Raw genomic sequence first — 18138 nt, 5'->3', positions numbered from 1 at the left:
AAGAGTTACGGGTCGGACGGGCGCCTTCGGCACTCTACGTGAGGGGCCGTGTGCGCCGGGCGCGCATCGCGGGTCGCCCGTCGTTCGCTTGGAGGTATGCCCCATTTAGCGGCTTTTCTTCCCTTTTTCTGGTGTCTGTGGCTAGATTCGCAATGAGTCATATTTACATCTACTTACACCGTAGATGTACGTTCGTCGGTACACCCCAGTGATCCGGGGTACCCGGCCCATCCACCTCAGGCACGGCTTCAAGGGGATATGAGCAATGGCAGATTTCTCCCGCCTTCCCGGACCGAACGCCGATCTGTGGGACTGGCAGCTCCTCGCCGCATGCCGCGGGGTCGACAGCTCCCTCTTCTTCCACCCGGAGGGCGAACGCGGCGCGGCCAGGAGTGCGCGCGAGAACTCGGCGAAAGAGGTGTGCATGCGCTGCCCGGTACGCGCCCAGTGCGCCGCCCACGCCCTGGCGGTCCGTGAGCCCTACGGGGTGTGGGGCGGACTCACCGAGGACGAGCGCGAGGAGCTGATGGGCAGGGCGCGCAACCGGCTGGTGACGGCGACGGGCGCGGGGGGCGACCGGGGGCACGGCTAGCACCGGGCCGCACCCACTTTCGCAGAAACGTTCCTGCGCCGGATGGCGCAGCCCCGGGCAGTACACCGCCGACGCACCACCGACCGGTGGCGCCGGGTTCCGGCGGGCAGCGCGCGGCGCGGTGGCACACCTGAGGGGCGGTGTCCCGCGCGGGTGGCGTGCGCCCCGCGCCGGTGCCGCGCTTCCGGGCGCCCCGAAGCTCAGGTGCGGGCGGCGGCTCCCGCCAGCTCGTCCAGGGTGGCCGCGACGGCCGGGACCCGGGCCAGGTCGGGCAGGGTGAGCGCGACGATCTCGCGCTCGACGGCGGGCTCCACCGTGACCGTCCGGGCGCCCTTGGGGCGTACCGAGGAGATCGCCAGCTCCGGCAGCACCGCGACCCCGAGGCCGGCCCCGACCAGCCCGATCACCGCCGGGTAGTCGTCGGTCGCGAAGTCGATGCGCGGGGTGAAGCCGGCCTCCTCGCAGACCTCGACGAGCTGACGCCGGCAGCGCGGACAGCCCGCGATCCACGGCTCGTCGGCCAGCTCACGGATGTCGACCGTGCCGCCGCCGGCCAGCCGGTGGCCGTCGGGGACCAGGCCGACCAGGCGGTCGATCAGCAGCGGGCGCACGACCAGGTCGTCCCACTCCTCCGCGGTGGCCGCCCCGTACCGGAAGGCCAGCGCGATGTCGCAGTCGCCGTCGCGCAGCATCTCCACCGAGCGCGGCGGCTCGGCCTCGACCAGGGAGACACGGGTGCCGGGATGGGCGGCGCGCAGCGCGGCCAGGGCGCTGGGCACCAGGGTGGACGAGCCGCTGGGGAAGGAGACGAGCCGGACCCGGCCCGCGCGCAGACCCGCGATGGCCGCGACCTCCTCCTCGGCGGCGGTCAGGCCCGCGAGGATGCCGGAGGCGTGGCGCACCAGGACCTCGCCGGCCTGGGTGAGCCGGGTCTCACGGCCGGTGCGGATCAGCAGCGGGGTACCGGCGGACGCTTCGAGGGCCTTCATCTGCTGGCTGACGGCGGGCTGGGTGCAGCCGAGCTCGCGCGCGGCGGCCGAGAAGGAGCCGGTGGCGGCGACGGCGCGCAGGACACGGAGATGACGGGCCTCGATCACTTTACGAGCATAAGGGGTACTTGGGGGTAACGCGGCATATTGAGTAGCTGCTTTGAGAGAGCTCGGGTTAGCGTGCGCGCCATGAAGCTTCTGTCTGTCAACGTGGGCCGCGCCAGGGTCGTCGAGTACACCGATGCCGAGGGTGGCCTCACGGGCATCGGCAAGCGGCCGGTGGAGGGCGCGGTGGGGATCTTCCGGCCGGGCCCCAGGGGTGTGGGCGCCAGCGGTGTCGCGGGCGACGACGTGTGCGACCAGCGCCACCACGGAGGCGAGCACCAGGCGGTCTACGCCTACGCGCGCGAGGATCTCGACGCCTGGGAGAAGGAGCTGGGCCGCGAGCTGCCCGGCGGGATCTTCGGCGAGAACCTCACCACCAGCGGGGTGGACGTCAGTGACGCCCGGATCGGCGAGCGCTGGCGGATCGGCCCGGACGTGGTCCTGGAGGTGTCCCGCGCGCGCATTCCCTGCCGTACGTTCGCGGGCACCCTGGGCGAGCAGGGGTGGGTCAGGCGGTTCACACGGGCGGGCGCCCCCGGTGCGTATCTGCGGGTGATCGAGGAGGGCGAGATACGCGCGGGCGACGCGATCGAGGTCGTCCACCGGCCCGTGCACGAGGTGTCGGTGGCCTTCTGGTTCCGGGCGTTCACCACCGAGCGGGAGCTGCTGCCGCGCACGTCGGCGGCGGGCGAGGCGATGCCCGCGGAGGACCACGAGGCCGTACGCAGGTACCTGGAGCGGCGGGCCGCCCGGCCGGTCTCCTGAGCGCACGGGCCGTCACACCGCTGACACACGCGGGACGTTAACGTGCGCCTATGACGACTGCACTGATTACGGGAGCCACCGCGGGGATCGGGGCCGCCTTCGCGCGGCGGCTGGCCAGGGACGGGCACGATCTGGTGGTGGTGGCCCGCGACGGCAAGCGGCTGCGGGAGCAGGCCACCGAGCTGCACGACCGGCACGGCGTGGAGGTCGAGGTGCTGGTCGCCGACCTGTCCGCGGAGGACGGCATCGCGTCGGTCGAGGCCCGGCTCGCGGAGCGCCGCAAGCCGGTCGACCTGCTGGTGAACAACGCCGGGTTCGGCAACAAGGGCCGCTACCTGGACGTGTCCATGGACGACGAGCTCAAGATGCTGAAGGTGCACATCGAGGCGGTGCTGCGGCTGACGTCGGCCGCGACTGGGGGCATGCGCGAGCGCGGGCGCGGCGGGGTCGTCAACGTCGCCTCGGTCGCCGCGTTCGTGCCGCGCGGCACCTATGGCGCGTCCAAGGCGTGGGTCGTGCAGTTCACCCAGGGCGCGGCGCGCGACCTGGCCGGATCGGGGGTGCGGCTGATGGCGCTGTGCCCCGGCTTCGTACGGACGGAGTTCCACCAGCGGGCCGGGATGGGCACCGACAACATCCCCAACTGGATGTGGCTGGATGCCGACAAGCTGGTGTCGACCGCGCTCTCCGACCTCGCGCGCGGGAAGACGCTGTCGATCCCGGACCCGCGCTACAAGGCGCTCATGGGTGTGGTGAAGCTGGCCCCGCGCGGACTGCTGGGCGGGGTCACCTCGCGGACGGGCCGCAAGTACGGCCCGCAGTGAGCGGCCGGCCTTCCGTGGGCGCGGGACCGGGGCCGGGACGCGCGCCCCGGTCGGGGCCGCCGTCGAGGACGAGCTCGGCCGTGGTCCGCTCGCCGGCCGGGGAGGACTGGTCAACAGCTGCTGGTCGGTGCTGATCCCCGTCCTGGTGAAGCCCTTCCGGAACAACTTCCTCCTCCCCCTCGTCACCGCCTTCGTCGCCCTCCAGCGGCACTGGAAGGCCGGTCTCACCGCGGGCAGCGCCAAGTGACCGGACGGACCCGCGGCCGGTTACCCATGGACAACGCCCCCGTGAGGAGCCCGAGTTCCACCATGCACCCCACCACTGACAACCGCCCCGCCGTCCTCCTCGCCATGGGCCCCGGGATCGCCGAGCGGCTGCTCACCGACCGGCACCGCAGCCGTCTCGCCGCGCTCGCCCGGACCGACCCGTACCTCGTCGCCCATGAACTCCCGGCGCCCGCGCCGGCCGTCGCGGCGGCGCTGGCCGAGGCCGAAGTGCTGCTGACCTGCTGGGGAGCGCCGCCGCTCACGGCCGGGGTACTGGCCTCGGCGCCCCGGCTGCGGGCCGTCGTGCACGCCGCCGGGTCGGTGAAGCACCACATCACCGACGCGTGCTGGGAGCGGGGCATCGCGGTGACCTCGACGGCGGCGGCCAACGCGCTGCCGGTCGCCGAGTACACGCTGGCCGCGATCCTCTTCGCGGGCAAACGCGTGCTGGCCTCGGCCCGGCGGTACGCGGAGCTGCGCGCCCCGCACGACTGGCTGCGCGAGGGGGACGGCACCGGCAACTACCGCCGTACGGTCGGCCTTGTCGGCGCCTCCCGGATCGGCCGCCGGGTGATCGAGCTGCTGCGCCCCTTCGACTTCCGGGTGCTGCTCCACGACCCGTACGTCGACGCGGCCGAGGCGGCCCGGCTGGGGGTGGAGGCGGTCCCGCTGGACGAGCTGTGCGCCCGCAGCAGTGTCGTCTCGGTCCACGCGCCGCGGCTCCCGGCCACCGAGCGGATGATCGGCGCCCGTCAGCTGGCCGCGATGCCGGACGGGGCGACCCTGATCAACACCGCGCGCGGCTCCCTGGTGGACGGGCCCGCGCTGCTCGGCGAGCTGCTGTCGGGGCGCCTGCACGCCGTACTGGACGTCACCGAGCCCGAACTTCCCGGCGCCCAGAGCCCTTTGTACGACCTGCCCAACGTCCTGCTGACCCCGCACATCGCCGGTTCGCTCGGCAACGAGCTGCACCGGTTGGCGGATCTGGCGCTGGACGAGGTGGAGCGGTTCGCCTCGGGGAAGCCGTTCGCGGACCCGGTGCACCCGGCCGCGCTGCGCCACTCGGCGTGACGGACGGGCGTACGGGAAAGGCCCCCGCCCCGCCGGTGGCGGGAACGGGGGCCTTCACCTTCTTACGACGTCAGCGCGTCACCACGTCAGTGGCTGTGGCCGTGACCGTGGCCGTGACCGGCCTCGGCCTCCTCCTCGGCCGGCTTCTCGACGACCAGGGTCTCGGTCGTGAGCAGCAGGGAGGCGATGGAGGCGGCGTTCTCCAGGGCGGAGCGCGTCACCTTGACCGGGTCGATGACGCCGGCCTTGACCAGGTCGCCGTACTCGCCGGTGGCGGCGTTGAAGCCCTGGCCCTTGTCGAGCTCGGCGACCTTGGAGGTGATGACGTAACCCTCCAGGCCGGCGTTCTCGGCGATCCAGCGCAGCGGCTCGACGGCGGCGCGGCGGACGACCGCGACACCGGTGGCCTCGTCGCCGGTCTTGCCGAGGTTGCCCTCCAGGACCTTGACGGCGTGGACGAGCGCGGAGCCACCACCGGAGACGATGCCCTCCTCGACCGCGGCGCGGGTCGCGGAGATGGCGTCCTCCAGACGGTGCTTCTTCTCCTTCAGCTCCACCTCGGTGGCGGCGCCGACCTTGATCACGCACACGCCGCCGGCGAGCTTCGCGAGGCGCTCCTGGAGCTTCTCGCGGTCCCAGTCGGAGTCCGTGGACTCGATCTCGGCCTTGATCTGCGCGACGCGGCCGACCACGTCCTCGCTGTTGCCGCCGCCGTCGACGATCGTGGTGTCGTCCTTGGTGACGGTCACACGGCGGGCGGAGCCCAGCACGTCCAGACCGGCCTGGTCGAGCTTGAGGCCGACCTCCTCGGCGATGACGGTGGCACCGGTGAGGGTGGCCATGTCCTGGAGCATCGCCTTGCGGCGGTCGCCGAAGCCCGGGGCCTTGACGGCCACGGCGTTGAACGTGCCGCGGATCTTGTTGACGACCAGGGTGGAGAGGGCCTCACCCTCGACGTCCTCGGCGATGATCAGGAGCGGCTTGGAGGAGCCGGCCTGGATGACCTTCTCCAGAAGCGGCAGGAGGTCCTGGATCGAGGAGATCTTGCCCTGGTTGATCAGGATGTACGGGTCGTCGAGGACGGCCTCCATACGCTCCTGGTCGGAGACCATGTACGGGGAGAGGTAGCCCTTGTCGAAGGCCATGCCCTCGGTGAACTCCAGCTCCAGGCCGAAGGTGTTGGACTCCTCGACGGTGATGACACCGTCCTTGCCGACCTTGTCCATGGCCTCGGCGATGAGCTCACCGACCTGCTGGTCCTGCGCGGAGAGCGCGGCCACGGCGGCGATGTCCGACTTGTCGTCGATCGGACGCGCGGTGGCGAGCAGCTCCTGCGAGACGGCCTTGACGGCGGCGTCGATGCCCTTCTTCAGGGCGGCCGGGGAGGCGCCGGCGGCGACGTTGCGCAGACCCTCGCGGACCAGCGCCTGGGCCAGCACGGTGGCGGTGGTGGTGCCGTCACCCGCGATGTCGTTGGTCTTGGTCGCCACCTCCTTCACGAGCTGGGCGCCCAGGTTCTCGTACGGGTCGTCGAGCTCGACCTCGCGCGCGATGGTGACACCGTCGTTGGTGATGGTGGGGGCGCCGAACTTCTTGTCGATGACGACGTTGCGGCCCTTGGGGCCGATCGTCACCTTCACCGTGTCGGCAAGCTTGTTGACGCCGCGCTCAAGGGCGCGACGGGCGTCCTCGTCGAACTTCAGGATCTTCGCCATGGGAGCGGTTCAGCCCTCTCGGAAACTTGGTGATACGAAAACTGCGCCCCTCGCCGCCCGGCTGTCAGCAGGGTGGCCAGGGGCGCAGCTCAGAAGCATTCGCTTCGAGGTGAATTACTTCTCGATGATCGCGAGCACGTCGCGAGCCGAGAGGACGAGGTACTCGTCACCGTTGTACTTCACCTCGGTGCCGCCGTACTTGCTGTAGAGCACGACGTCACCGACGGCGACGTCGAGTTCGACGCGCTTGCCGTCCTCGATCCGGCCCGGGCCCACGGCCAGGACGACGCCCTCCTGGGGCTTCTCCTTGGCCGTGTCCGGAATGACCAGGCCGGAGGCCGTGGTCTGCTCGGCGTCGAGCGGCTGGACCACAATGCGGTCCTCGAGCGGCTTGATGGCAACCTTGGAGCTGGCGGTCGTCACGATCCGACCTCCCCCTTCGGAGATCTCACGGGGTTAACTGTCTGAGGTGGCGACCAGGTGGATCCGTCGTCGCGGGTGCCGGACCTGCCCGTCGCTGTGTTGGCACTCTCCGGTGGGGAGTGCCAGAAGCGAGACTAGGACGGCGGTTAGCACTCGGTCAAGCGGAGTGCCAAGCAGAGGGGGCGTGGCGGGGTCCGGGACGGGGCCGCCGGGCCGGGCGCGGGCGGGGTGCGCAGCGCGTCGGGGTGGACGTGCCAGGGGCTGCGGCCCGGCGGCGCGCCGGGGTGCGGGAAGCCGCGCCGGGCGTCGGTCACCTTCGTCGCCGCCATGCGGCCGAGCCGTTCGATCGGGGCGGCGGGGCGCTCACAGCCCGCCGCGAACAGCGCCACCATCAGCGCACCGACCGCCAGCAGACCGGTCAGCGGACCGCCCGGCGGCCGGTGCGCGCGGGTCATACGTAGTCCTCCAGCCTGGCCACCGCGTACCCCTTGTCGGTGATGACCTTCATGACCTGCCGGATCATGTCGGGCATCGTGCCCTTCCAGTCCTCGCGCCCCCGGAAGTGCGTGAGCACGATGTCGCCGGGGTGCAGGTCGCGGTCCCACTCGCGCCACTCCATGTGGTCGGGGAACGCCTCCGCCGCCCACAGCGGCACCGCCTTGATCCCGCAGGACTGGGCCGCGCGCAGGGTGTCCTCGTTGTAGTTGCCGTACGGCGGCCGGAAGAGCCGGGGCCGCTTGCCCGCCCACTTGCCGATCTTGTCCTGCTGGTCGCAGATCTCGTGCCGCTGCTCTTCGTAGGAGAGCGCGGGCAGATAGCGGTGGTTGAGCGTGTGGTTGTTGAGCGTGACACCCAGGCCCTGCATGCGCTTGAAGTACGGGTAGTCGGTGCGGACGAGGTAGTCGCTGAGGAAGGCGCTGTAGGGGATGCGCAGGTCCCGCATCATCTTCAGCAGTTTGGGATCCTTCTCGGCGCCGTCGTCGATGGTCAGGAAGACGATCCGGTCCTTGGTGGGCACGGTCGTGAAGACGGGCGGCAGCGAGTCGCCGCCGTCGGTCTCGAAGCCGGGCCGGTTGGTGATCTCCGGTTTGACGGCGGGCGGGGCGGGCGGGGTCAGCGGCACCTTGGCCAGCCTCCACCTCCTGGCGGCGGACACCCGGGCGGCCTGCTCCTCCTTGAGGTGGCCGGAGTAGCCGGCGAGGGCGCGGGCGGCGTCGCTGTCGTAGGCCTGCGGCCCGGCGGCGGCCTTGCTGCCGCGCCCGCCGCCGTGGACGTTCCCGGTGGCGCACCCGCCGGCGAGCGCGGCGACGAGGAGTCCGGCGAGAACGAAGGGGGCTTTCGTCAGGGCGCGCCCATTTTCTTCCTTTTGTCGTACAAGCTGCATGCCGCCGCATCCTGTCAGTGCGGGGCGGTATACCGCAGACGACACCCGCCACCGGGCGCACGCCGTCCCCCGCCTGGCCCACAATGGGGCGGATGAACGACCTCGACGCCTTCCGCGCCCTGCTCACCCCCGAGGGCACGGGCCTGCTGGACTCGCTGCGCGACCACGACCCGGCCCAGGAGCTGGCGGTGGCGACCCGGCTGCGCCGCAGCCATGCCCCGGAGCTGGTCTCGGCCGCCCTCGGCCAGGCGCGGCTGCGGCAGCGCGCGGTGGCGAAGTTCGGCGCGGACGACGCGTACCGGATGTTCTTCACGCCCAACGGCGTCGAGCAGTCCACGCGTGCGTCGGTGGCCGCCTACCGGGCCCGTGTCTTCGCCGCCCAGGGGGTCCGCGGCGTGGCCGACCTGTGCTGCGGCATCGGCGGGGACGCGCTGGCCCTCGCCCGCGCGGGCATCTCCGTCCTCGCGGTGGACCGCGACGAGCTGACGGCCGAGGTGGCCCGCGCGAACGCGGCGGCGCTGGGCCTGACGGAGCTGATCGAGGTGCGGTGCGCGGATGTGACGGAGGTGGACACCTCGGGGTGGGACGCGGTGTTCGTGGACCCGGCGCGGCGCGGCGGACGCGGGCGCGTCTTCGACCCGGAGGCCTACTCGCCGCCGCTGTCCTGGGCGGTCGGCGCGGCCCTGAAGGCACCGCTCGCCGCCCTGAAGATCGCCCCCGGCATCCCGCACGAGTCGCTCCCGCCGCAGGCCGAGGCGGAGTGGATCTCGGACGGGGGCGATGTGAAGGAGGCGGTGCTCTGGTTCGGGCAGGCGCACGCCCCCCAGCACACCCGCACCCCGGGCGCGGTCCGCGCCACGCTCCTGCCCGCCGAGGCCACGCTCCGGGCCTCCGCCCCGCTCCCGCCGCCCCCGGTCGGCCCCGTGGGGCGCTACCTCCACGAGCCGGACGGCGCCGTCATCCGGGCCCATCTGGTGGCCGACATCGTGGCGGCGTGCGACGGCCGCCTCATCGACGAGACCATCGCGTACGTGACGAGCGACGAGCCGTACGAGTCCCCGTTCACCACCGCGTACGAGATCACCGACGAGCTGCCCTTCAACATGAAGAAGCTGAAGGCCCTGCTGCGGGAGCGCGAGGTGGGTGTCCTGACGGTCAAGAAGCGCGGCTCGGCGGTCGAACCGGAGGAGCTGCGCCGCAAGATGAAGCTACGGGGGCGCGCCTTCGCGACGGTGTTCCTGACGCGGGTGGCGGGGGCGCCGACGATGCTGATCGGGCATCCGGCCGCCCGGTGAAAACCCGGACCGAGCCGCTGCGCGACCCTCGTCACGTCACCTGCCCACGCAACTGCCGAGCTGTGGGACGTCGTTGTTAAGGTCAAGATCAGGGAAACAGGGGGGGTGGGAGAGATGGGCGGACCGGGAGGGCCGCGGCCCGATCTGGGCGTGCCCGAGGACGACGGTCTGACGAAGCTGGCGAACGACCTCGACGAGATGCGGCGCCACCTCGACGGACAGGTGCGGCGGATGGACGGGATCGTCGACCGGATCGAGGCGCGCTGGCGCGGCCCGGCCGGCTCGGCCTACCGCGATCTCCACCGGGGCGCCGCCAAGGACGCGGTGCGCATCCGCGAGGTGCTCGGGGTCATCGAGGAGGCGGTCCGCCTCAGCCGGGACGGCTTCAGCGAGCAGGACATGGAGGTCCTCGCCCGGATGCGGGAGATCCAGGACCACGTCGATGTCGCCCGCGAGGCCGACGCGCTCCAGGCGCCCGGGCCGGGCCCCCGCAGCAGCATCAGCGATCTCTGACAGCACGCCGCACCGCCGGCCATTCGGGGGAATGGATACCAGATGCCCGACGACGACCTCATAGCCGTCGACTTCGCCGCCCTACGCGAACTCGCGGGCGAGCTCGAGGACATCCTCAAGCAGCTCAACGAGAAGCTGGGCGCGCTCTACGACCGTACCGAGAAGACCGTACTGACCTGGGACGGCAAGGCCCGCGAGGCGTTCGTGGACGAACTCGACCGCTGGGACCGCGACATGCGGGACCTCCAGGCCCGCCAGGCCTGGCTCCACGAGGTCGTCACCACCGGCCATGCCAACTACGCGGCGGCCCACCGGGCCGTGCTGCGCGGCTGGGGAGCCGCCTGATGTCGACCCCCGCCCCGCCGCCCGCGAACGGCGCCATCGACGTCAAGCCCATGGACCTGCACCGGGTCTCGGGCGGAGTGGCGAGCCAGCAGGCCCCGTTCGACCGGGCCGCCAAGGACCTGCTGCCCGCGCTGGGCAAGTACCCCGACGCGGGCGGGTACGGCACCGCGCCCCAGGCCTTCGCGGCGGCGTACGTCAAGGTGGGCAACCGCTTCCTGGAGGTATGGGCCAAGGCCGTGGAGAGCGTGGGTGGCGTCGCCGTCGGCCTCACCACGACCGCCAACAACTACGCGAAGGCCGACGCCGCCGCCCACCCCGGCGGCCCGCCCGCCGTGACGCAGCCACTGCCGCACGTCATCGACAAGGCGCCCGACTACGGCCGGGTGCCCGATCTGAAGTGGGGGGACGACGACGGGGGCGACGACTTCATCCGTTCGCTGCTGGAGGGGGTGCCGGGGCCCATCCGCGATGTGCTGCGCCCGATCGTCAAGCACGCCTACCGGATGGGCAAGGTCGCGGACGTCTATCCGTTCCCGCAGCAGCACTACCTCAACGCGCTCTCCAAGTCCTGGATGTCGATGACCATGAGCCTCTCCGTCACGGAGAGCGCGCTTACCGGCCTGATCGGGTCGATCACCCAGCAGAGCAACAGCGAGTGGCACGACGCCATGCGGCAGTTCTGCAGCTCGTTGTGGGGGACCAAGGCCTGGGGCCAGTCCACGGCCGGGTACGAGTGGAAGCACGATTCGGCGGCGTCGCAGACCGCCACGCACCCCGTGATGACGGTGCTCTTCGACACCGCGCAGAAGGTCAGCGATCTGCTGTACCACTTCGCCGAGGCCGCCGTGTACGTGAACCACGAGGTGCACGAGGTCTATATGCAGGCGGTGCGCGACGCGATCCCGAAGATCGACGTCAATCTCAAGGACGGTGTCGACGTCAAGGACGTCGTGGGCGTGTTCAAGGGGGCCGTCAAGGGGATCGCCAAGGGAGCGGTGCAGCTCGGCGAGGGCATCGTCCTGGAGATGGACACGGGCAAGCTCAATTCCATCGTCGACACCTACAACAGCAAGGTCAACGCGCTGACGCCGCAGCTCAACGCGCTGATGGCGGCGTTGGACGAGGCGCATCTGAGCGCACCGACCTTCCGCGCCGAAGAGGCCCGGGCCGAGGCCTTCGGCGCCCGCGCCCTGAAGTCGTTCAAGGACGAACACCACTTCACCGTTCCGGGCGAGGACCCGAAGAACATCTACTACCCGGTCGATCTGGCGAGCCAGGAGGGCATCCGCGGCAGCCATCCGATCGACCGCCACGTCGGCATGACCGACGACCAGCTCGCCCAGCGGCTGCGGGACCAGGGCAACGCGCCCGCCGCGTCCTCCTTCAAGGATCTGGCGTCGGCACAGAAATTCACCCAGGCCGCGCTGAACGACCACGACAACGCGATCCGGATCGACCAATGGCTCCAGGGCATCGAAAGAAGGAAGAGAAACAACCCGAATTGGGATCCCAGCAACTCGTCGATCCAACCGGCCATCAAGTACACGTTCACCGAGGAAACCGGACGCACCATTACCCGCGCCGACTATGATGCCCACGGCATGGGCGCCGCCGCCTCCGGGACGAAGTCGGTGCAGGTGGCGCTGAAGTACAAGGAGGGGATTGACCCTCCGTTCGTCGTCATCACCTCCATGCCCATCCCCTAGCAGCGAAGGCAGCAGTCACGTGCAGTCGTACACGGCGGGCCTGTTCACCGCCGGCCCGGTCGCGCACCTCCTCGACCTGGCCCTCCGGGTGCAGGCGTCGCGGGGCACCCTGTCCCTGGACGACGAGGTCCGGCGCTATGGCCGGCTGGTCGCCGTCCCGGGCGCGCCGCACCGCGAGTGCCCCCTGCGCACCGGGGCGGCGCTGCTCGACCTCCTCGGGGACCTGCTGGAGCGAAAGGCGCTCGACGGCGCTCCGCAGGAGTTCCTGGAAAAGCTCTCGACGGCCGCCGAAGGCACCGATCCCGCGGAATACCTGCATACGCTCGCGGGAATCGTCCGCATTCTGGACCGGGACCTCCCACCGGAGTACGGGGAACTTCCCATGAACTCCTGGGAAGCCGGCCTCGCGTTCCCGTATCTCGCCGGATTCACCGCGTTGCTGACCGACGACCTGGAATCCGCCACGGTCGCGGACGCGGTACGGACGTTCATCGCGACGGAACACCCCTTCTGCCCGGAATCCCTGGCGCCGTGGGCCGCCGAGGCACATCGCGCCCTGGTGCTCTTCCCCGACGCCGACGCCATGCGGCACAACCTGTCGCACACCATCCCGTGGATCTCCGCGGACGCGCTGCGCGAGCTGCTTGCGACCGTGGACGACCACATGGCACGGGAGCACCGATGAGTACCGGGAAGAGCGTGCCGGTCCGGAACCGTTCCGCCACCTACCCCGACCGGGAGACCGCCCAATGGGCGACCCAGCACGTGGTCACCGCCAATGAACAGGTCGTCCACCGCTGGCTGGCCCGCTCCACCCGGCAGCGGCTCACCATCGAGGCCGCCTGGCCCTCCCGGGCCGAGCCCGTGGGGCGCGTACTGCTCCAGGCGATGATGCTCGCCGGCCGCGAGCCGGTGGACGTCCGCGCCGCCCGGGTGATCCTCAAGCGCAGCGAGGCGAGCCCGCACGGGTTCGCCGTCCACGCAACCTTTCCCGTCTACCTCTGACCCCCTCCCGTTCGACCGACGAAGGCGCGCCGATGTCCCTCAAGCCGCTCGACCACGACCGCCGGTACGGCGAGCTGGACCAGGTCGTCCGCGCCTACCTCGGGCAGCGCGCCGACGACACCGCCGACCGCCCGAGCCAGGCCCTGGAGGCCTATCTTCGCCACACCTGGCACACCAGGCCCTGGGCGCTGGCCACCGCCGAGGCGCAGCTGCGCGAGTACGCCGCGAACCCGCCGGGACGGCTCCGGCAGCGCCTGGGCGAGTTCTACCCCGTGCCGGACGTCGGCCTGGCCGACTCCGAGATCCAGCAGTGGCTGCTCACCCTCGCCGACCACATCCGGGCCGGCGTCGAGTCCGGCGAGGTCCCGCCCCCCGACGCGCCGCGCACCCACTGGGAGTGGCATGCCCGCTTCCCCGAGCTGGGCCAGCTCCTGGGCGGCTGGTTCTCCCAGGACATGCCCGACGAGTTCGCCGACCACGAAGCCGCCCTCCGGGACTACGAGGCCACCACCGACCCCTCGGTGGTCGCCCGGGTGGCCGGTGAGGCCGCCGAACTCCTCGCCCTGCGCCTGGACGACGGCGACTACGCCCGAGCGCTGGCCGAACTCGGCATGGAGGTCGACCCGCCCGCCCCGTACGGCCCCGCGGCCTGGCTCGCCGCGCTCGCGGGCCGGGCGGCTACGCCAGGTCCGTGAGCTCCTCCGCGAACACCTGCGACAGCGGCTGCGGGCCCACGTACTGCTGGCAGTTGCAGCGGCCCGACTCGAAGCGGACCGGGTGCTTGGTCTCGTCCCAGGCGACCGGGACCTCGACGCGCTCGTGGCACAGGCCCTGTTTGTCGTGCTTGGCGAGGTGGTGGGTGCAGCCGCAGACGGGCTCCGGGGGACGGTTGGCCGCCTCCAGGGCGAGCCGCTCCTGGCGGGCCGCCTCCAGGCGTTCCAGCCGGCGCTCGTGGCGGGTGCGCAGCGCCGTGCGGCCCGTGTCGGCGGCCCAGCCGAAGCCTCCCATCCAGAAGACTATGAGGACCCACCAGTACCATTCCATCGTTGCCGCCTTCCCCCTGAAACCGTGCGACGTGCGTACGCGCGTTCAGGATAGGTGCGCGGGGGGCGAGAGCCGTAGAGCCCAGCGGCGGTGGGACAGCGCCTTGTTGACCGCGATCAGTCCGGTGAGCCAGCACACCAGGCCCAGCCCCATCCCCAGCACCACCACGCCGTAGGTGTCGTCGCCCGGCCGGGCCCCCGCCGGGACCGCGACGCACACGAACAGGCCGACCGCGCACATCAGCCCGCCCGGCAGCAGCCACGCCAGGCTCAGTCCGGGCGCGCGCAGCCCGGCGTCGGTCGCGGGCCGGCGGTCCAACGCGGCCCACTGCTCCAGCAGTCGGCGGATCCGGATGTCCTTGCGCAGGCCCGCCACGAGCGCCACGCCCGTCGGCACCAGCGCGCCGAGCCCGATCACCAGGCAGACCGCCCCGTACAGCACCGACAGCACGTCCAGCGTCTCGGTGAACGCGATGACCGCCGTCCCCACGAACGTCCAGCCGGTGGCGAGCAGCACCGCCCAGCCCCAGTGGGCCGCGATCCGCCCCGGCCCCAAGTGCCGTGCCACCAGGTCGTCGAGGACGGCCGCCCGATCCCTGAGCAGCGCGTCCCGGTCGGGCCAGGTACGTATCCCCACCGGGGGCGGGGGCGGCGGCAAGGGCGTACGGAACGGCATGGACATGAGGTTACCGGCGCCTCCAAGGGGCCCTGCGGCCCGCTCGGTTGCCCCGCCGGGCCGGGCCCGCCCCGGGAGGCCCGCCCACTCGGCGCGGCGCTCAGTCGCCCTCGTACGCCCGTCGCAGCCCGGCCACGTCCAGTTTCTTCATCTTCATCATGGCCCCGATCGCCCGGTCCACGGCCTGCCGGTCCTCGCCCGACAGGATCTCGCGCAGGGCGCGCGGCACGATCTGCCAGGACAGGCCGTACTTGTCCTTCAGCCAGCCGCAGGGGCCCTCCTCGCCGCCGTCGGCGGTCAGCCTGGTCCAGAGCTCGTCGACCTCCTCCTGGGACGCGCAGTCGACGGAGAGCGAGATGGACTCGTTGAAGGAGAAGTCCTGCTTGCCGCCGTTGAGCGCGGTGTACTGCTGGCCGGCCAGTTCGAACACGACGGTCATCACCTTGCCGGCCTGGCCGGGAAAGGCCTCCGTGTAGCGCGTGGTCTCGACGACGCGGGAGGTGCCGCCGAAGACGGAGACGTAGAACCGCGCGGCCTCCTCGGCCTGGTCGTCGAACCACAGGAACGTCGTGATCTTCTGTACGGACTGCTCGGAGTGCGCGGAGTGCTCGGACATGGCTGCTGCCTCCCTCTCGGCCGGACCGGCCGGCGGATACCGGCGGCTCGGGAAGGTAGACCGGCCCCCTCCGCGAAACTCATCGGCCGCCATGAGAGCCCCGGCCTCAGCCCTCCGCGCGCGCCCGCAGCAGCTCCCGCTCGCGCGCGTTGCGCGTCAGCTCCGCGGCGCGCGCGAACTCCGCGCGCGCCTCCTGGGTACGCCCGAGGCGCTCCAGCAGATCGCCCCGGACGCTCGGCAGCAGGTGGTAGCCGCGCAGCGCCGGACCGGCGGCGAGCGCGTCCACGAGCGCCAGGCCCGCCTCGGGACCCTCGGCCATGGAGACCGCGACCGCCCGGTTCAGCTCCACCACCGGCGAGGGGGCGATCGCCGCGAGCGCGCGGTAGAGCGCGGCGATCGCCGCCCAGTCGGTCTCCTCGTACGAGGCGGCCTGCGCGTGGCAGGCGGCGATGGCGGCCTGGAGGGCGTACGGGCCGGGGGCGCCGCCGAGTTCACCCGCGCGGGTCAGCGCCGCGAAGCCGCGCCGGATCAGCAGCCGGTTCCAGCGGGAGCGGTTCTGGTCGGCGAGCAGTACCGGCGCACCCGTGGCGTCGGTGCGGGTGCCCGTCCGCGAGGCCTGGATCTCCAGGAGCGCGGCCAGCGCGTGCACCTCGGGCTCCTCCGGCACGAGAGCGGCCAGCACCCGTACGAGCCGCAGCGCGTCCTCGCACAGCGCCGGGCGCACCAGGTCGTCACCGGCCGTCGCCGCGTACCCCTCGTTGAAGACGAGGTAGATCACCTCCAGTACGGAGGCGAGCCGCTGGGCGCGCTCGGGGCCGTGCGGCACCTCGAACGGCACCCCCGCCTTCGCCAGCGTCCGCTTGGCCCGGGAGATCCGCTGGGCGACGGTCGCCTCCTGGGCGAGGAAGGCGCGGGCGATCTCGTCGGTGGTCAGCCCGCCGAGCAGGCGCAGCGTCAGGGCGATGCGCGCCTCGGTGGAGAGCACCGGATGACAGGCGGTGAAGATCAGCCGGAGCAGGTCGTCGTCGATCGTGTCCGGCTCCTCGGCCGCCGCGAACTCCGGCTGGGCGACCGCCTCGTCGAGGTCCCGGCCCATCTCGGCGAGCTTGCGCGCGTAACTCTCGCGGCGGCGCACCAGGTCGACGGCCCGGTGCCTGGCGGTGGCCGTGAGCCAGGCGCCCGGGTTGTCCGGGACTCCTGTCTCCGGCCACCGCTCCAGGGCGGCGACCAGCGCGTCCTGCGCCAGCTCCTCGGCGATGCCGACATCGCGCACGATCCGTGTGACGGCGGCGATGACGCGCGGGGCCTCGATCCGGAAGACGGCCTCGACGGCGTCCTTTTCTGTGCTCACGGGCAGTCATGAGAACACCCGCGCGGCCCGGCGGCAATCGCCGTCCGCGAGCACGCCGGCGCCGGTCGGGCGGTCAGCCCTCGAAGATCTCGCGGATCTCGGAGGTGACCGTCCAGTGCTCCTCGTGGATCGTCAGGAACCGCTTGGCCCACTCGATCGCCTCGGCCATGTCCTTGCACTGCATGAGCGCGTAGCCGCCGACGACCTCCTTGGACTCGGTGAACGGCCCGTCGGTCGTCGAGAGCTTCCCGCCCGACCAGGTGACCCTGGTGCCCTGGGCGGTCGGGGTGAGCCCGGCGGTGTCGAGCAGGACGCCCGCCTTGGTCATCTCCTCGATCAGGGCGCCCATCCGCTGCATGAGCTCGGCGCTGGGGCCCTCGGCGGGGGCGTCGGCCTCGTTGATACGGACCATCGACAGGTAGCGCGGCACGGTGTGCTCCTCGGTACGTCCGGACCGGGGTCCGGAGGGTGGCTGCGGGGTTGTTCCCCGCCTCTCACCCTTACGTCGAACGGCCCGGCCCCGATTCGACACGGCCCGACGGATTTCTCGGAACTTTTCTTCGGACTGTCCTCAGACGTAGTCCTCCAGGCGCGCCACCGCGAAGCCCTGCTCCTGGATGTGGCGCAGCATGTTCGCCGTCATCTCGGTCATCGTGTGGCCCTTGAGCTCACTCTTCCCCCGGAAGTGGGCCAGGATGATGTCACCGGGATGCAGCTTCTTGTCGCCGCGCTGGTACTGCATGTTCTGTATCTGCATCGACTCGCGCCACAGCACGATCGACTGGATGCCGCACGCCTTGGCCGCCGTCCGCGTCGCCTCGTTCCAGTTGCCGTAGGGCGGCCGGAAGAGCCGGGGCGCTCGGCCGTACTCCTTGCCCAGCTTCTCCTGCTGCCCGCATATCTGGTGCTGCTGCTGGGCGGCGGACTCGGTCCGCATGTTGGGGTGGGTGAGCGTGTGGTTCTGGATCGCGTTGCCGAGCTGCTGGAGCGGCTTGAAGTAGCCCTTGTCGGCGCTGATGGCCGCGTCGGTGAGGAACATCGTGAAGGGGATCTTCAGCTCCCGCATCATCTCGACGAACTTGGGGTCCTTCTCGGCCCCGTCGTCGAACGTCACGAAGACGATCTTCTCCTTGGTGGGGATGTCGCTGATCACCGGGACCTCGCCGGGCTTCGCCCGCACCGGCTTGCGCGCGGGCGGCGCGGGCGCCTCGGGCAGCGGCTTCAGACCCCACTTGCGGTACGCCGTCACGCTCGCGGCCCCGTCCTGGGCGCCGCCCGGGGCCGGGGGCGAGGCCGACGCGGAGGGCTCGGCGGGCGTGCCGCCGCTCTGGTGCGGGCCGCCCCCGGAGCCGCCGTCCGAGGAGGAGCAGCCGGTGGCCAGCAGCACCCCGGACAGAACCAGACCCGCCGCCGCCACGCTCTTCTTACCCACTGTGAACCAACCGTCCGAACT

22 protein-coding genes are annotated in these 18138 nt (G+C 71.7%); 11 read left to right on the top strand and 11 right to left on the bottom strand.

Going from position 1 to position 18138, the window contains the following annotated elements; all coding sequences use genetic code 11:
- Positions 1-265 precede the first annotated feature (265 nt).
- A complete protein-coding gene (locus tag ACZ5ID_RS20445) occupies positions 266-592 on the top strand; it encodes a WhiB family transcriptional regulator (RefSeq protein WP_468899694.1) in 327 nt (108 codons plus the stop codon).
- Positions 593-792: 200 nt separating this feature from the next.
- On the opposite strand, the gene ACZ5ID_RS20440 is transcribed toward ACZ5ID_RS20445, so the two are convergent.
- Positions 793-1689 (bottom strand): LysR family transcriptional regulator, encoded by an 897-nt coding sequence (locus ACZ5ID_RS20440; RefSeq protein WP_468899692.1) that lies wholly within the window; start codon positions 1687-1689, stop codon positions 793-795.
- Positions 1690-1770: 81 nt separating this feature from the next.
- Between ACZ5ID_RS20440 and ACZ5ID_RS20435 the strand changes: the two genes are divergently transcribed.
- The 3 genes from ACZ5ID_RS20435 to ACZ5ID_RS20425 all read left to right on the top strand — a co-directional run bounded on the left by ACZ5ID_RS20435 (position 1771) and on the right by ACZ5ID_RS20425 (position 4613).
- The gene (locus ACZ5ID_RS20435; RefSeq protein ID WP_468899689.1) at positions 1771-2451 is read left to right on the top strand and encodes an MOSC domain-containing protein; all 681 of its coding nucleotides are present in this window, start codon (positions 1771-1773) and stop codon (positions 2449-2451) included.
- A gap of 50 nt (positions 2452-2501) precedes the next feature.
- Entirely contained in the window at positions 2502-3275 is a 774-nt protein-coding gene (locus ACZ5ID_RS20430; RefSeq protein WP_468899687.1) for an SDR family NAD(P)-dependent oxidoreductase, read from the top strand.
- Positions 3276-3584: 309 nt separating this feature from the next.
- Positions 3585-4613: a hydroxyacid dehydrogenase gene (locus tag ACZ5ID_RS20425; RefSeq protein ID WP_468899684.1), complete on the top strand. Its 1029-nt coding sequence runs from the start codon at positions 3585-3587 to the stop codon at positions 4611-4613.
- Between the two features lie 86 nt (positions 4614-4699).
- Here ACZ5ID_RS20425 and groL read toward each other — a convergent pair whose 3' ends face one another.
- The 4 genes from groL to ACZ5ID_RS20405 all read right to left on the bottom strand — a co-directional run bounded on the left by groL (position 4700) and on the right by ACZ5ID_RS20405 (position 8135).
- Positions 4700-6328 carry a chaperonin GroEL gene (gene groL, locus ACZ5ID_RS20420; RefSeq protein ID WP_468899682.1) on the bottom strand — a complete coding sequence of 543 codons (1629 nt, stop codon included), beginning with the start codon at positions 6326-6328 and terminating at the stop codon, positions 4700-4702.
- A 114-nt stretch (positions 6329-6442) separates the two neighbouring features.
- Positions 6443-6751: a co-chaperone GroES gene (gene groES / locus ACZ5ID_RS20415; protein ID WP_358833549.1), complete on the bottom strand. Its 309-nt coding sequence runs from the start codon at positions 6749-6751 to the stop codon at positions 6443-6445.
- A gap of 146 nt (positions 6752-6897) precedes the next feature.
- Positions 6898-7206, bottom strand: a complete 309-nt coding sequence (locus tag ACZ5ID_RS20410) for a hypothetical protein (RefSeq protein ID WP_468899679.1) — start codon at positions 7204-7206, stop codon at positions 6898-6900.
- Entirely contained in the window at positions 7203-8135 is a 933-nt protein-coding gene (locus ACZ5ID_RS20405; RefSeq protein ID WP_468899676.1) for a polysaccharide deacetylase family protein, read from the bottom strand. Before ACZ5ID_RS20405 ends, ACZ5ID_RS20410 begins: the two co-directional genes overlap by 4 nt.
- A 92-nt stretch (positions 8136-8227) precedes the next feature.
- Here ACZ5ID_RS20405 and ACZ5ID_RS20400 point away from each other — a divergent pair, with 92 nt between their 5' ends.
- The 7 genes from ACZ5ID_RS20400 (at position 8228) to ACZ5ID_RS20370 (ending at position 13694) form a co-directional block, all read left to right on the top strand.
- Entirely contained in the window at positions 8228-9430 is a 1203-nt protein-coding gene (locus ACZ5ID_RS20400; RefSeq protein WP_468899673.1) for a THUMP-like domain-containing protein, read from the top strand.
- 114 nt (positions 9431-9544) lie between these two features.
- Entirely contained in the window at positions 9545-9943 is a 399-nt protein-coding gene (locus ACZ5ID_RS20395; RefSeq protein WP_468899671.1) for a WXG100 family type VII secretion target, read from the top strand.
- Positions 9944-9985: 42 nt separating this feature from the next.
- Positions 9986-10288, top strand: a complete 303-nt coding sequence (locus ACZ5ID_RS20390; RefSeq protein ID WP_468899668.1) for a WXG100 family type VII secretion target — start codon at positions 9986-9988, stop codon at positions 10286-10288.
- A complete protein-coding gene (locus ACZ5ID_RS20385) occupies positions 10288-11994 on the top strand; it encodes an RNase A-like domain-containing protein (RefSeq protein ID WP_468899665.1) in 1707 nt (568 codons plus the stop codon). Before ACZ5ID_RS20390 ends, ACZ5ID_RS20385 begins: the two co-directional genes overlap by 1 nt.
- Positions 11995-12013: 19 nt before the next feature.
- Positions 12014-12679 carry a hypothetical protein gene (locus tag ACZ5ID_RS20380; protein ID WP_468899663.1) on the top strand — a complete coding sequence of 222 codons (666 nt, stop codon included), beginning with the start codon at positions 12014-12016 and terminating at the stop codon, positions 12677-12679.
- Positions 12676-12999, top strand: a complete 324-nt coding sequence (locus tag ACZ5ID_RS20375; protein ID WP_468899660.1) for an RNase A-like domain-containing protein — start codon at positions 12676-12678, stop codon at positions 12997-12999. The genes ACZ5ID_RS20380 and ACZ5ID_RS20375 overlap by 4 nt, the downstream gene beginning before the upstream one ends.
- A 32-nt stretch (positions 13000-13031) precedes the next feature.
- Positions 13032-13694 (top strand): contact-dependent growth inhibition system immunity protein, encoded by a 663-nt coding sequence (locus ACZ5ID_RS20370; RefSeq protein ID WP_468899657.1) that lies wholly within the window; start codon positions 13032-13034, stop codon positions 13692-13694.
- Here the strand turns inward: ACZ5ID_RS20370 and ACZ5ID_RS20365 are convergent.
- The 6 genes from ACZ5ID_RS20365 to ACZ5ID_RS20340 all read right to left on the bottom strand — a co-directional run bounded on the left by ACZ5ID_RS20365 (position 13678) and on the right by ACZ5ID_RS20340 (position 18117).
- Positions 13678-14043: a hypothetical protein gene (locus ACZ5ID_RS20365; protein ID WP_468899654.1), complete on the bottom strand. Its 366-nt coding sequence runs from the start codon at positions 14041-14043 to the stop codon at positions 13678-13680. The genes ACZ5ID_RS20370 and ACZ5ID_RS20365 overlap by 17 nt on opposite strands.
- A 45-nt stretch (positions 14044-14088) precedes the next feature.
- Positions 14089-14718, bottom strand: a complete 630-nt coding sequence (locus ACZ5ID_RS20360; protein WP_468899652.1) for a hypothetical protein — start codon at positions 14716-14718, stop codon at positions 14089-14091.
- Between the two features lie 100 nt (positions 14719-14818).
- The gene (locus ACZ5ID_RS20355; protein ID WP_468899649.1) at positions 14819-15334 is read right to left on the bottom strand and encodes a VOC family protein; all 516 of its coding nucleotides are present in this window, start codon (positions 15332-15334) and stop codon (positions 14819-14821) included.
- Between the two features lie 106 nt (positions 15335-15440).
- Positions 15441-16685, bottom strand: a complete 1245-nt coding sequence (locus ACZ5ID_RS20350; RefSeq protein WP_468899646.1) for an RNA polymerase sigma factor — start codon at positions 16683-16685, stop codon at positions 15441-15443.
- A gap of 73 nt (positions 16686-16758) precedes the next feature.
- Positions 16759-17115 (bottom strand): YciI family protein, encoded by a 357-nt coding sequence (locus ACZ5ID_RS20345; protein WP_358834208.1) that lies wholly within the window; start codon positions 17113-17115, stop codon positions 16759-16761.
- Positions 17116-17256: 141 nt separating this feature from the next.
- Positions 17257-18117: a polysaccharide deacetylase family protein gene (locus tag ACZ5ID_RS20340; protein ID WP_468899643.1), complete on the bottom strand. Its 861-nt coding sequence runs from the start codon at positions 18115-18117 to the stop codon at positions 17257-17259.
- Positions 18118-18138: the final 21 nt, after the last annotated feature.

Source organism: Streptomyces sp. NPDC031670, assembly GCF_055580545.1.
This window is presented reverse-complemented; position numbering and strand designations above follow the sequence as displayed.

Excerpts from the sequence above, each read along its gene's own strand:
- ACZ5ID_RS20445 (WP_468899694.1), top strand. The coding sequence starts at position 266 with ATGGCAGATTTCTCCCGCCTTCCCGGACCGAACGCCGATCTGTGGGAC.
- ACZ5ID_RS20435 (WP_468899689.1), top strand. The coding sequence starts at position 1,771 with ATGAAGCTTCTGTCTGTCAACGTGGGCCGCGCCAGGGTCGTCGAGTAC.
- ACZ5ID_RS20430 (WP_468899687.1), top strand. The coding sequence starts at position 2,502 with ATGACGACTGCACTGATTACGGGAGCCACCGCGGGGATCGGGGCCGCC.
- ACZ5ID_RS20425 (WP_468899684.1), top strand. The coding sequence starts at position 3,585 with ATGCACCCCACCACTGACAACCGCCCCGCCGTCCTCCTCGCCATGGGC.
- groL (WP_468899682.1), bottom strand. The coding sequence starts at position 6,328 with ATGGCGAAGATCCTGAAGTTCGACGAGGACGCCCGTCGCGCCCTTGAG.
- ACZ5ID_RS20410 (WP_468899679.1), bottom strand. The coding sequence starts at position 7,206 with ATGACCCGCGCGCACCGGCCGCCGGGCGGTCCGCTGACCGGTCTGCTG.
- ACZ5ID_RS20405 (WP_468899676.1), bottom strand. The coding sequence starts at position 8,135 with ATGCAGCTTGTACGACAAAAGGAAGAAAATGGGCGCGCCCTGACGAAA.
- ACZ5ID_RS20400 (WP_468899673.1), top strand. The coding sequence starts at position 8,228 with ATGAACGACCTCGACGCCTTCCGCGCCCTGCTCACCCCCGAGGGCACG.
- ACZ5ID_RS20395 (WP_468899671.1), top strand. The coding sequence starts at position 9,545 with ATGGGCGGACCGGGAGGGCCGCGGCCCGATCTGGGCGTGCCCGAGGAC.
- ACZ5ID_RS20390 (WP_468899668.1), top strand. The coding sequence starts at position 9,986 with ATGCCCGACGACGACCTCATAGCCGTCGACTTCGCCGCCCTACGCGAA.
- ACZ5ID_RS20385 (WP_468899665.1), top strand. The coding sequence starts at position 10,288 with ATGTCGACCCCCGCCCCGCCGCCCGCGAACGGCGCCATCGACGTCAAG.
- ACZ5ID_RS20375 (WP_468899660.1), top strand. The coding sequence starts at position 12,676 with ATGAGTACCGGGAAGAGCGTGCCGGTCCGGAACCGTTCCGCCACCTAC.
- ACZ5ID_RS20370 (WP_468899657.1), top strand. The coding sequence starts at position 13,032 with ATGTCCCTCAAGCCGCTCGACCACGACCGCCGGTACGGCGAGCTGGAC.
- ACZ5ID_RS20365 (WP_468899654.1), bottom strand. The coding sequence starts at position 14,043 with ATGGAATGGTACTGGTGGGTCCTCATAGTCTTCTGGATGGGAGGCTTC.
- ACZ5ID_RS20360 (WP_468899652.1), bottom strand. The coding sequence starts at position 14,718 with ATGCCGTTCCGTACGCCCTTGCCGCCGCCCCCGCCCCCGGTGGGGATA.
- ACZ5ID_RS20355 (WP_468899649.1), bottom strand. The coding sequence starts at position 15,334 with ATGTCCGAGCACTCCGCGCACTCCGAGCAGTCCGTACAGAAGATCACG.